At 39.7% G+C, this 11437-nt stretch carries 13 protein-coding genes; 8 read left to right on the top strand and 5 right to left on the bottom strand.

Annotation, left to right across the window (positions count from 1 at the left end):
- Nucleotides 1-136: 136 nt before the first annotated feature.
- The 4 genes from N5O98_RS26200 to N5O98_RS26185 form a co-directional block, all read right to left on the bottom strand.
- Nucleotides 137-571, bottom strand: coding sequence for an RNA-binding S4 domain-containing protein (locus tag N5O98_RS26200; RefSeq protein WP_004309784.1), 435 nt, complete (start codon nucleotides 569-571; stop codon nucleotides 137-139).
- A 109-nt stretch (nucleotides 572-680) separates the two neighbouring features.
- Nucleotides 681-1247 carry an aminoacyl-tRNA hydrolase gene (gene pth, locus N5O98_RS26195; RefSeq protein ID WP_032855967.1) on the bottom strand — a complete coding sequence of 189 codons (567 nt, stop codon included), beginning with the start codon at nucleotides 1245-1247 and terminating at the stop codon, nucleotides 681-683.
- Nucleotides 1248-1383: 136 nt separating this feature from the next.
- Nucleotides 1384-1974: a 50S ribosomal protein L25/general stress protein Ctc gene (locus N5O98_RS26190; protein WP_004309786.1), complete on the bottom strand. Its 591-nt coding sequence runs from the start codon at nucleotides 1972-1974 to the stop codon at nucleotides 1384-1386.
- Nucleotides 1975-2111: 137 nt separating this feature from the next.
- Nucleotides 2112-2513 (bottom strand): PUR family DNA/RNA-binding protein, encoded by a 402-nt coding sequence (locus N5O98_RS26185; protein WP_004309787.1) that lies wholly within the window; start codon nucleotides 2511-2513, stop codon nucleotides 2112-2114.
- A gap of 168 nt (nucleotides 2514-2681) precedes the next feature.
- On the opposite strand from N5O98_RS26185, the gene nusB reads away from it, so the two are divergent.
- The 6 genes from nusB (at nucleotide 2682) to N5O98_RS26155 (ending at nucleotide 6786) form a co-directional block, all read left to right on the top strand.
- The gene (gene nusB / locus N5O98_RS26180; protein ID WP_004309788.1) at nucleotides 2682-3608 is read left to right on the top strand and encodes a transcription antitermination factor NusB; all 927 of its coding nucleotides are present in this window, start codon (nucleotides 2682-2684) and stop codon (nucleotides 3606-3608) included.
- 39 nt (nucleotides 3609-3647) lie between these two features.
- Nucleotides 3648-3971 (top strand): preprotein translocase subunit YajC, encoded by a 324-nt coding sequence (yajC, locus tag N5O98_RS26175; RefSeq protein ID WP_004302063.1) that lies wholly within the window; start codon nucleotides 3648-3650, stop codon nucleotides 3969-3971.
- A 20-nt stretch (nucleotides 3972-3991) separates the two neighbouring features.
- Nucleotides 3992-5005: a CdaR family protein gene (locus N5O98_RS26170; RefSeq protein WP_004309789.1), complete on the top strand. Its 1014-nt coding sequence runs from the start codon at nucleotides 3992-3994 to the stop codon at nucleotides 5003-5005.
- Entirely contained in the window at nucleotides 4995-5612 is a 618-nt protein-coding gene (gene coaE, locus N5O98_RS26165; protein ID WP_004302065.1) for a dephospho-CoA kinase, read from the top strand. Before N5O98_RS26170 ends, coaE begins: the two co-directional genes overlap by 11 nt.
- Nucleotides 5613-5632: 20 nt before the next feature.
- Nucleotides 5633-6061, top strand: coding sequence for a DUF5606 family protein (locus N5O98_RS26160; RefSeq protein WP_004302066.1), 429 nt, complete (start codon nucleotides 5633-5635; stop codon nucleotides 6059-6061).
- A 476-nt stretch (nucleotides 6062-6537) separates the two neighbouring features.
- On the top strand, nucleotides 6538-6786 hold the full coding sequence (locus N5O98_RS26155) for a hypothetical protein (protein WP_004309790.1): 249 nt from the start codon (nucleotides 6538-6540) through the stop codon (nucleotides 6784-6786).
- Nucleotides 6787-6843: 57 nt separating this feature from the next.
- Here N5O98_RS26155 and clpB read toward each other — a convergent pair whose 3' ends face one another.
- The gene (gene clpB, locus N5O98_RS26150; protein ID WP_004309791.1) at nucleotides 6844-9432 is read right to left on the bottom strand and encodes an ATP-dependent chaperone ClpB; all 2589 of its coding nucleotides are present in this window, start codon (nucleotides 9430-9432) and stop codon (nucleotides 6844-6846) included.
- Between the two features lie 285 nt (nucleotides 9433-9717).
- Between clpB and N5O98_RS26145 the strand changes: the two genes are divergently transcribed.
- Nucleotides 9718-10305 carry a DUF6621 family protein gene (locus N5O98_RS26145; protein WP_004309792.1) on the top strand — a complete coding sequence of 196 codons (588 nt, stop codon included), beginning with the start codon at nucleotides 9718-9720 and terminating at the stop codon, nucleotides 10303-10305.
- 70 nt (nucleotides 10306-10375) lie between these two features.
- Nucleotides 10376-11272, top strand: a complete 897-nt coding sequence (locus tag N5O98_RS26140; protein WP_022199521.1) for a LysR family transcriptional regulator — start codon at nucleotides 10376-10378, stop codon at nucleotides 11270-11272.
- Nucleotides 11273-11437 lie beyond the last annotated feature (165 nt).

The following is an 11437-nucleotide window of genomic DNA, read 5'->3' as shown; positions in this document are numbered from 1 at the left end:
CCGCCCTTTCAGGGCTTGTGGCTGGTGTGTTTTTTTCGTAGGGCGTTGCCCTACGCTATATAATTAAGCCCTTTCAGGGCACCCCAATAAATATATAATTGTAAGGCTTTCAGCCTAACCGCTAAATTCCCATTTATTATTCTTCACTGTCAAAATCGAAATCAAAGTCGAAATCAAAGTCGAAATCATCCATGAACTCCGGAGTTGTAAATTCTTCCAGTTCCCGGCGGTCTTTCTTGGTCGGTCGTCCGGTTCCACGTGCACGATCTACGAATCCGCTGATTTTACTCATTTCAAGCAGTTCGTATTGATCGGGAGTAGTTACGTTTTCCATCATTTCCGATACAAGTTTGGCTCCCACACGTTTTTCAATAGTTTGTAATACCTTGAATGAATAAGTGATAGGCGGTTTCTTCACCTGAATAACGTCTCCCGGTTTTATCATACGGGCAGCTTTGGCTAAAGAACCGTTGATGGTAATGCGTCCTTTTTTGCAGGCTTCTGCTGCAATCGTACGTGTCTTGAAGATGCGGACAGCCCACATCCATTTATCTATTCTTGCTTCGGCCATTTTAGTTAGTTATTTAGTGATAAATAATTCTTTGGTTAGTATTAGTTGACGTTGTCATTTATTGCTAACCATTCATTGTCATCTTTATTTTTTTTGGGGGGCTAGTCCATTATTTTTTATTGAACTGGTTCATCGTGATGTCAATACCGGTGAGGCAGAAACTTTTTATAATTTCCCCTGCCATCTCCAGTCTTTCATCCATTGTTTTCCAATCTTCGTCAGTGAAGTGTCCGAGTACATAATCAACCTGTCCGCCACGTGGAAAATCATTTCCGATACCAAATCGCAGGCGGGCATAGTTTTGGGTGCCCAGAATAGCGGCGATATGCTTCAATCCATTATGTCCTGCATCACTCCCTTTTCCCTTCAGGCGTAAAGTTCCAAAGGGAAGAGCCAGATCATCTACTACGATCAGTACATTTTCCAATGGAATATTTTCTTTCTGCATCCAATAGCGAACGGCCAGTCCGCTCAGGTTCATAAAAGTCGATGGCTTAAGCAAAATCAACTGGCGTCCTTTGATAGAAAAGCTGGTAGTGAATCCATATCGTCCATCCATAAAAGGGGGAGCGTTATTGATTCTAGCCAATGCTTCTACTGTCATGAATCCGATATTATGTCGGGTTTCATGATATTCGGGACCAATGTTTCCCAGTCCGACAACTAAGTATTTTATCATCGTATTTCCGTAAAACAGTTCATTAATATAGAAAGAGAAACGCAGATTAATACAAATTAATGCAGACTGAACATCTGCTTTAATCTGCATTAATCTGCGTTTGAAGTATATCTCTTTACAGGGATAATCTCAATTACTTACCAGCGGCTGCTGCTGCACCTCTTGCTGCACGAGTCAACTTAACAGCACATACAACGGCTTCTTTTGCACTAATCAGTTCAAGACCTTCGAAGCTCAATTCGCCAACTTTAACAGTCTTACCCAATCCCAGGTGAGAAACGTTAACGGTCAACTTTTCAGGAATTACATTGTACAAAGCTTTCACTTTGATCTTACGCATCTGCAGTGCAAGTTTACCACCGGCTTTCACACCTTCTGCAAGACCTTCCAACTGTACAGGAACTTCCATTACGATAGGTTTAGCTTCGTCAATTTGATAGAAGTCAACGTGTAGGATAGTATCTTTTACCGGGTGGAACTGAATATCTTTCAGGATAGCGTTTACCTTTTTGCCATCGATAATCAGGTCTACAACGTAGATGTGCGGAGTATAAACCAAGTTACGAAGTCCTTCGTTAGTCACTGTGAAGTGAACTACTTCATTACCTCCGTAAAGTACACAAGGTACACCACCGTTTTTACGAATTTCTTTCAAAGCTCTTGCTTGTTCTGAAGAGCGTTCTGCAATTGTTCTTGCAGTTCCTTTTACTTCAATTGATTTCATTTCTTTAAAAATTTGTGTTACTCTAAATTAAGTTAGTTTGCTTAATTCACCATCACACGATGTGGATTATCACACGATGTTGCAAAAAAGCGGTGCAAAAGTACATCTTTTTTTTGAAATATCAAAGAGTTACTTTCTTAAAAGTCAATATCAATCTTAATTTCGCTCTCCAATTTGTTTTCCCGGGCTTCTTCGATTGCTTTCCGTTCATTTTCTTCATCAGCTTCGATGTTCAGGCGGGCGATATATTCGTTTGCGTCGCTGCACTCAATGAAATTGACTGCTTCTTCGAGTCCTGCCATAAACTTCTGAAAGTCTTCCCTATATAGGAAGATTTTGTGTTTCTCGAAACTAACTTGAGAATCATCGCCTTCTCCCGTTATCACTTTTTTGCTCTCTGTAATAGCCAGGAACATTTCATCTTTACGATTCTTTTTTACGTCGAGGTAATAGATGCGTTTACCTGCCTTAATGGACTTGGAGAATACGATCTCCTTATCATTCATGTCTGCGCTCATTTTCTTTTTTAAATCTTCCATATCTTTCGGTCCGTTTATAATCGGCTTCAAAATTGGATATTTTTTTTAAACTGTCAAAAGAAAAAGCGCAGAGAATCAAATACTGCATTAAAAAATGTGATTTATTAGTGGAAACTCATTAAAAATATCTACTTTTGCAGTTCGATAACAACAGTATTAATTTGAATTATGATCAACAGAGTTCTTATTCGTCTTAAGATTATACAGATAGTATATGCCTATTATCAGAATGGCAGCAAAAATCTAGACTCAGCGGAGAAAGAGTTATTCTTTAGTCTTTCAAAGGCGTATGACCTTTACAACTATTTGTTAATGCTGATGATAGCATTGACAGAGTATGCACAAAAACGTATTGATGCGGCAAAAGCTAAATTGGCACCTACGACAGAGGAATTGTATCCCAACAGGAAGTTCGTAGATAACAAGTTTATTGCTCAATTGGAAGTCAATAAACAATTGTCCGAGTTTATAGCCAATCAGAAAAGAACCTGGACAAACGACCAGGACTTTATCAAAGAGCTTTATGAGAAAATTGTAGAAACCGATATCTATAAAGATTATATGGCTTCTGATGACAACTCATACGAAGCTGATCGTGAACTGTGGAGAAAAATCTATAAGACATACATCTTTAATAACGATTCTCTTGATCAGGTATTGGAAGACCAGAGTTTGTACTGGAATGATGATAAGGAAATTGTAGACACGTTCGTCTTGAAAACAATCAAACGCTTTGATGAAAAGAAGGGTGCCAACCAGGAACTGCTTCCGGAATTTAAAGATGACGAAGATCAGGAGTTTGCACGTCGTCTGTTCCGTCGCACCATTTTGAATTCTGACTATTACCGTCATTTGGTGAGTGAGAATACAAAAAACTGGGATTTGGACCGCATCGCATTTATGGATGTAATCATTATGCAGACTGCATTAGCAGAAATTCTTAGTTTCCCGAACATTCCGGTCAGTGTTTCGTTAAATGAATATGTAGAGATTGCGAAGTTGTATAGCACAGCTAAAAGCGGTAGCTTTATCAACGGTACGCTGGATGGAATAGTTAATCAATTAAAAAAAGAAGGTAAGTTGACTAAAAACTGATACCTTTGTCCATATAGTAGAAACTAAAACAGATTATTTATGAACGTATTGACTGTATTATTGCAAGCTCCTGCCGGTGCTGCCGGAGGTGGAAGTATGATGTGGATCATGCTGATAGCTATGTTTGTTATCATGTATTTCTTTATGATCCGTCCTCAAAATAAGAAGCAGAAAGAAATAGCTAATTTCCGTAAATCTCTTCAGGTAAATCAGAATGTGATTACTGCAGGTGGTATCCACGGAACAATCAAGGAAATTACTGACGATTACATAGTACTTGAGATTGCTTCTAATGTAAAGATTAAAATAGACAAGAATTCTATTTTCGCTGATGCGTCAGCTGCTAGCAATCAATCTAAATAATAGTTGATAAATAAGTGCCTATGTTTGATCGTAGGAAAATAGAATATACATATTTAAAACTATCAAAGAAAATTAAGGATTTTCTGCTCAGTGATAAGAGCAGAGAGTTCTTAATTTTTTTATTTTTCTTCTTGATAGCCGGTGGATTTTGGCTGCTTCAGACTTTGAATAGTGACTATGAAGCGGAGTTTTCCATTCCGGTGCGAATGAAAGATGTTCCCAATAATGTAGTGCTGACTTCGGAACCGCCTTCCGAACTTCGCGTCAGAGTGAAAGATAAAGGTACGGTGCTGCTCAATTATATGCTGGGGAAAAGTTTTTTCCCGGTAAATCTAGGTTTTCTTGATTATAAAGGAAAAGATAATCATGTGAAGATTTACGCATCTGATTTTGAGAAAAAGATATTGAGTCAATTGAATGTGTCTTCCAAAATTCTTTCAATCAAGCCGGATACATTAGAGTATATCTATTCTGAAGGAAAGTCTAAGTTAGTACCTGTCCGCTTTCAGGGAAAAGTGACAGCCGGACTTCAATATTATGTATCAGATACGATTTGTAATCCGGACTCTGTATTAGTTTATGCTCCGGAAGGAATTCTGGATACTATTACCACCGCATATACTCAAAAGATAAACCTGGAGAATATTTCAGATACAACCCGGCGACGAATTCCGCTGAATTCTGAAAGAGGAGTGAAGTTTGTTCCGGCTTCGGTAGAAATGACCTTTCCGGTAGATATTTATACGGAGAAAACAGTAGAGGTGCCATTACACGGAGTTAATTTCCCGGCTGATAAGGCATTACGTACCTTCCCTTCCAAAGTTCAGATTACTTTCCAGGTGGGATTGAAGCGGTTCCGCAGCATAAAAGCAAGCGATTTTATCATCAATATTTCTTACGAAGAGTTGTTGAAGCTCGGTTCTGATAAATATACGGTTAAATTGAAGTCGTTTCCGAGCGGAATCAATCAAATCCGTATTGTTCCTGAGCAAGTAGACTTCTTGATAGAACAAATTACTTCTAATGTCGATTAAGATTGGTATAACCGGTGGTATCGGTAGCGGGAAAAGTGTGGTTTCCAGATTATTTGGAATAATGGGAATTCCTGTTTATATTTCAGATATAGAAGCAAAGCGTATCACGCAGACAGATCCGGTGATTTGTCAGGAACTTTGTGCGCTGGTCGGTCAGGATGTGTTTCAAAATGGTGTGTTGAATCGTTCTTTGCTGGCATCCTATATGTTCGGTCATCCGAATCGTGTGCAGAAAGTGAATGAAATTATTCATCCACAGGTGAAAGAAGATTTTCGTCGGTGGGCTGCCCGGTTTGGTGGTGAACAATTGGTAGGTATGGAGTCTGCCATACTTGTGGAAGCCGGTTTTAGGAGTGAAGTTGATTTTCTGGTTATGGTGTATGCGCCGCTGGAAGTGAGAGTGGAGCGCGCCATAAAACGGGATTGTTCATCGAGAGAACAGGTGATGAAGCGTATTGAGGCACAAATGAGTGATGAAGTTAAGAGAAGTCATGCTGATTTCGTGATAGTCAATGATGATGAAACACCGTTAATTCCGCAGGTTTTGGAGCTTATTTCTTTGCTATCTAAAAATAATCATTACCTTTGCTCCGCAAAAAATAATTAATAAATAAAAGGATATATACTATGTTGAAGACTATCTTGTCTATCTCAGGTAAACCGGGATTATACAAACTTATTTCGCAAGGAAAAAATATGTTGATTGTTGAATCAGTCAATGCTGAGAAGAAACGTTTCCCCGCTTATGGTAATGAAAAAATTATTTCTTTGGCCGATATAGCAATGTATACGGACGATGCAGAAGTGCCTTTGTATGATGTGCTGGAAGCTATAAAAGAGAAAGAGAAATCAGCGCAGGCTTCTATCGACCCGAAAAAGGCTACTCCTGAACAATTGCGTGAATACTTGGCTGAAGTATTACCAAACTTTGATCGTGAACGCGTATATGTAGCAGATATCAAGAAATTGGTAGCTTGGTATAACATCTTGATTTCTAATGGAATCACAGAATTTAAACCGGAAGGTGAAGTTAAGGAAGAAGCAGCTGCAGAATAATCTGTACCGTTTATTTAATCAAAAATAGAGAACATGATAAGCATTTTAAATGCTTATCATGTTTTTTCGTATAAACACTTGTATGTTCAGAAAAAAATTAGTATTATTTGGGTAATCTTTTACTAAAATAAATATCTTCTACTTATATTGTAAATAATGATGCTTTTTTATGTATCTTTGTCGCTGTTCACTATTCTTGGGAATAGCAGTAGTGAACGGTGAATAACAATAGAGAACAAAAGCGTTATAAAGATATTATTCAAGACTTGAGATCTGGACAATATTGAACTACTTAGGAATAATGTTTAAACGCTCGTGTTCTGCCATGTATGTAAATATGTGGTTGAACATTAGTTGTTTTGCATGATTTAGCTAGTAGATGTCTAAAGCGTCAAGGGGGGGATAATTGTAGTAAGTTCCCACGCTTTTTATTTTTAATAGCCTTCTAGGGGAGCAGACGGTTTTTGATATAGGGTATGGAGACAATAACAAATAAAGAAGTAAACGTCCGTTTGGACAATGAAAAAGGGACATTATGCCTGACAGGTTTGTTGGCAGGTACAATGGTATTCCTTTACGATTCACAGGGAGAATTAAAAGGCAAACATAAATTTGCTTTGCCTTCATTGACTATGGAAATCCCTCAACAGGGTACCTATGTTTTGGTAATGAGCCATCCGAATTGCCAACCGGAAGTCCGGAGATTTACATATTCAGGGATATAAATAATACCGGTATGCTTCTTATCAAGCATACCGGCATTCTATTTTAAATGGAAACTCTTAATTTCTGAATACCAATCCGTCTCCACCAGCGTCAACGGTAATTGCTTTGCTGCGGTCGACTTCTTGGGAAAGTAACTTTTTGGATAGATCGTTCAATAGATAACGTTGAATAGCCCTCTTTACCGGACGAGCTCCAAATTCTGGATCATATCCCACTTGAGATAAGAAGTCCAATGCTCCTTCCGTCAGTTTCAGTTCCACTCCGTTTTCGGCAAGCATTTTCTGAACTCCCTTGATTTGTAAGAGTACGATCTGCTTGATTTCCTTTTCATTCAATGGTAAGAACATGATCGTTTCATCAATACGGTTCAGGAATTCCGGGCGAATCGTCTTTTTCAACATATTCATGACTTCCTTCTTCGTTTCTTCAATCACTTCTTCTTTATTGGAACCGTGCAACTTCTCCATCTGACTTTGTATATAAGAACTACCCATATTCGAAGTCATGATGATGATTGTATTTTTGAAGTTGACCACCCTTCCTTTATTGTCAGTCAGTCGTCCGTCATCCAATACCTGTAACAGGATATTGAAAACATCCGGATGAGCTTTTTCTATCTCGTCAAACAGGACAACAGAGTAAGGTTTCCGACGTATAGCTTCTGTCAGCTGACCGCCTTCATCATATCCTACGTATCCCGGAGGCGCTCCGACTAAACGGGAAACACTGTGCTTTTCCTGATACTCGCTCATGTCGATACGAGTCATCATCGTTTCGTCATCGAACAGGAATTCTGCCAATGCCTTCGCCAGTTCGGTCTTACCTACACCGGTGGTTCCGAGGAAAATGAACGAGCCAATCGGACGTTTCGGATCCTGTAATCCGGCACGACTACGGCGCACGGCATCTGCCACGGCTTCAATCGCTTCATCCTGACCGATTACACGTTGATGAAGTTCCTCTTCCAAGTGCAATAGTTTATCCTTTTCACTTTGCAGCATCTTGCTGACAGGAATACCTGTCCAACGGGAAACAACATCGGCAATGTCCTCAGCATCTACCTCTTCCTTAATCATGGCTTTATCGCCTTGCATATCACGTAGCTGCTTTTGAGTATCTTCTATCTCTTTGTCCAAAGCCTGAAGTTTACCGTAACGGATTTCGGCTACTTTACCATAGTCACCTTCACGTTCAGCTTTTTCTGCTTCAAATTTAAGATTCTCTATCTCAACCTTATTCTGCTGGATTTTATCCATCAGTGTTTTTTCACTCTGCCATTTGGCTTTAAAGGACTTTTCCTGTTCTTTAAGTTCGGCAAGCTCCTTACCGATGATTTCCAGTTTCGGTTTATCGTTTTCACGTTTAATAGCTTCCCGTTCGATTTCCAGCTGCTTGATTTTGCGGGAGATTTCATCCAGTTCTTCAGGAACAGAATCTACCTCCATACGCAGTTTGGCTGCAGCTTCATCCATCAGGTCAATGGCTTTATCCGGCAGGAAACGATCGGTAATATAACGGCTACTCAATTCGACGGCTGCAATGATGGCATCATCTTTGATACGCACATGGTGATGGTTCTCGTAACGCTCTTTCAGTCCACGAAGGATAGAAATAGTACTCACGTTGTCCGGTTCATCCACTTGTACGATTTGGAAACGACGCTCCAAAGCTTTGTCCTTTTCGAAGTACTTTTGATATTCGTCGAGGGTTGTTGCTCCGATAGAACGTAATTCTCCACGAGCTAAGGCAGGTTTTAGAATGTTTGCAGCATCCATGGCGCCTTCACCCTTTCCGGCTCCTACCAGTGTATGAATCTCATCAATGAACAGAATTATATCACCTTCTGATTTCTTCACTTCATTGACAACTGATTTCAGTCGTTCTTCAAACTCACCTTTATACTTTGCACCGGCAACCAGTGCTCCCATATCCAATGAATAGACCTGTTTGTTTTTCAGGTTTTCAGGTACATCTCCTCGAAGGATACGATGTGCCAAGCCTTCTACGATTGCTGTCTTACCAGTTCCCGGTTCACCGATTAGAATCGGATTATTCTTTGTACGGCGGCTCAATATCTGGAGTACCCGGCGGATTTCTTCATCACGTCCAATTACAGGATCCAGTTTTCCGCTACGGGCAGCTTCGTTCAGGTTGATAGCGTACTTTTCCAATGATTGATAAGTATCTTCACTAGATTGTGACGTTACTTTTTCTCCTTTCCTCAACTCGCTGATGGCATTGCGTAATTCTTTTTCCGTCATACCGGCATCTTTCAAGATAGTGGAGACGGTACTTTTCACAGTCAGCAATGCTAGTATGATATGCTCTAATGAAACAAACTCATCGCCCATTTCTTTAGAATACTGTGTTGCTTTCTGCAATACTTCGTTAGATTCACGACTCAGATACGGTTCTCCGCCGGATACTTTTGGCAGGGAGTCGATCTGTTTGTCGACAACAAGAGCTACCTGCTGTCCGTTCATGCCAAGTTTCTGGAAGATGAAGTTAGTGACATTTTCACCCACCTTCATTACTCCCTGCATGATGTGGACAGGTTCAATGGCTTGTTGTCCCCGGCTTTGTACCAGGTTCACGGCCTCCTGTACCGCTTCTTGAGATTTGATGGTAAAATTGTTAAAGTTCATATCTTTGTTCTCCTTTCTTATTTCACGTTTTTAATAACACCTAAGAGGGCGCAAAAGATTTGCCAAGTATAAAAATATGACAAAATAGCATGAGTATTAAGGAGTTAAAGGACAAAATGACCTTTTTATCTGGGAGTAACTGACGAATTTGCTATAAAATATCATTTGTTACCTGATACGCTTGTTTGTGTAATCTTAGCCTGTGATGAAAGAAAATAAATATTGAAAAGTGGATAAATAAAAGTATTGTAGTATCTTTATCCGCTGTAATAATATAGATGGTATATGAGTGATAAGCCCCAAATAAAACTTGCTGAAGCAGTGGTGTTGATTGACGCTGCTTTTTTGAATTTTGTAATAACAGATATAAAAGGATATTTTGAAGAAACTTTGCATCGTTCTTTACAAGAGATAGACCTTTCGATGTTGACCACCTATATAACCTTGGATGCAGGGATTACAGAAGGGAAGAACGAGGTGCAATTTCTTTTTGTGTATGATAAAGAATCCAGTCGATTGCAATATTGCCAACCTTCCGATTTGCAGGAAGAATTGAATGGAGTTGCGTTTCAGAGCCCTTATGGTGAATATTCTTTTGCCAGCGTTCCGTCGGAAGGAATGGTGTCAAGAGAAGATTTGTTTTTGGATTTACTCTCTATCGTTTCCGATTCGGCAGACGTGAAAAGGATGATCGTTATTTCTTTCAATGAGGAGTATGGAAAGAAAGTGACTGATGCTTTGCATGAAGTGAAAGGCAAAGAGGTCATTCAATTCCGTATGAATGAGCCCGAACTTCCGGTGGATTATAAATGGGATATGCTGGCTTTCCCTGTCATGCAGGCGTTGGGGATAAAAGCGGAAGAATTGCAATAACTATTGTGCTTTTATTCTTTCTGTAATTCATTATTCGTCATTGATTTCTTAACTGTTAATCATAATTGCCGTGTCCGATTTTCGTTTAAAAGTATTTCAGAGCGTAGCGAAGAATCTAAGCTTTACGAAGGCTTCGCAAGAATTGTTTGTCAGTCAACCTGCTATCACCAAACATATTCAGGAGCTGGAGACTTACTATCAAGCTCGTTTATTCGACCGTCAAGGGAGCAAAATCTCACTGACTAAGGCCGGAGAATTGCTGCTGAAACATAGCGAGAAAATCCTGGACGATTATAAACAATTAGAATATGAGATGCATCTGTTGCATAATGAATATATCGGCGAACTGAAATTGGGGGCCAGTACTACGATTGCGCAATATGTACTTCCTCCTCTGTTAGCGAACTTTATAGCCAAGTTTCCGCAAATCAATCTTTCTTTGATTAATAGAAATTCCCGGGGAGTGGAAGCTGCCTTGCAAGAGCATCGGATTGATTTGGGACTGGTCGAAGGGATCTTCCGCTTACCTAATCTGAAATATACTCCATTTTTGCAAGACGAACTGGTTGCCGTGGTGCATACACAGAGTAAATTAGCTGTCACGGATGAGATTACTCCGGAAGATTTGCTGAATATTCCTTTGGTTTTGCGGGAGAGGGGCTCCGGTACATTAGATGTGTTTGAACGTGCCTTATTGCAACATAATCTCAAACTTTCTTCTTTTAATGTATTGATGTATCTCGGTAGTACAGAGAGTATCAAGCTTTTTTTGGAACATACGGACTGTATGGGAATTGTTTCTATCCGTTCGGTGCATAAAGAGCTTGTAGCTGGCAATCTCCGTGTAGTCGAAATAAAAGGAATGCCGATGCTGCGCGAATTTAACTTTGTACAGCTGCAAGGGCAGGAGGGAGGATTGTCACAGGTGTTTATGCGTTTCGCCGGACATCATAGTAAAAGCCTGTAAGTTTGTCTTTTTCTCTCGTGCAATCGCTTCTCCAGAATAAGAAAAATGGTTCTTCGTCAAATTTGGTGGTACTTCTTCTATTGTGAATAAATAATCTTCGCTCTCAGTAGTTTAATTCCTGCCCTATTGTACATCTGTCTTTTTACCGCTTTAATTTTATTCACT

It is taken from the genome of Bacteroides sp. LFL-34 (genome assembly GCF_027257075.1).
In the GTDB taxonomy this organism is placed as follows: domain Bacteria; phylum Bacteroidota; class Bacteroidia; order Bacteroidales; family Bacteroidaceae; genus Bacteroides; species Bacteroides ovatus.
Note: the sequence above shows the minus strand (reverse complement) of the source record. Positions and strands in the feature narration are given on the sequence as shown.

Coding starts and splice junctions, on each gene's coding strand:
- N5O98_RS26200 (WP_004309784.1), bottom strand. CDS start 571: ATGGCCGAAGCAAGAATAGATAAATGGATGTGGGCTGTCCGCATCTTC.
- N5O98_RS26190 (WP_004309786.1), bottom strand. CDS start 1,974: ATGAAATCAATTGAAGTAAAAGGAACTGCAAGAACAATTGCAGAACGC.
- N5O98_RS26185 (WP_004309787.1), bottom strand. CDS start 2,513: ATGGAAGATTTAAAAAAGAAAATGAGCGCAGACATGAATGATAAGGAG.
- nusB (WP_004309788.1), top strand. CDS start 2,682: ATGATCAACAGAGTTCTTATTCGTCTTAAGATTATACAGATAGTATAT.
- yajC (WP_004302063.1), top strand. CDS start 3,648: ATGAACGTATTGACTGTATTATTGCAAGCTCCTGCCGGTGCTGCCGGA.
- N5O98_RS26170 (WP_004309789.1), top strand. CDS start 3,992: ATGTTTGATCGTAGGAAAATAGAATATACATATTTAAAACTATCAAAG.
- coaE (WP_004302065.1), top strand. CDS start 4,995: ATGTCGATTAAGATTGGTATAACCGGTGGTATCGGTAGCGGGAAAAGT.
- N5O98_RS26160 (WP_004302066.1), top strand. CDS start 5,633: ATGTTGAAGACTATCTTGTCTATCTCAGGTAAACCGGGATTATACAAA.
- N5O98_RS26155 (WP_004309790.1), top strand. CDS start 6,538: ATGGAGACAATAACAAATAAAGAAGTAAACGTCCGTTTGGACAATGAA.
- clpB (WP_004309791.1), bottom strand. CDS start 9,432: ATGAACTTTAACAATTTTACCATCAAATCTCAAGAAGCGGTACAGGAG.
- N5O98_RS26145 (WP_004309792.1), top strand. CDS start 9,718: ATGAGTGATAAGCCCCAAATAAAACTTGCTGAAGCAGTGGTGTTGATT.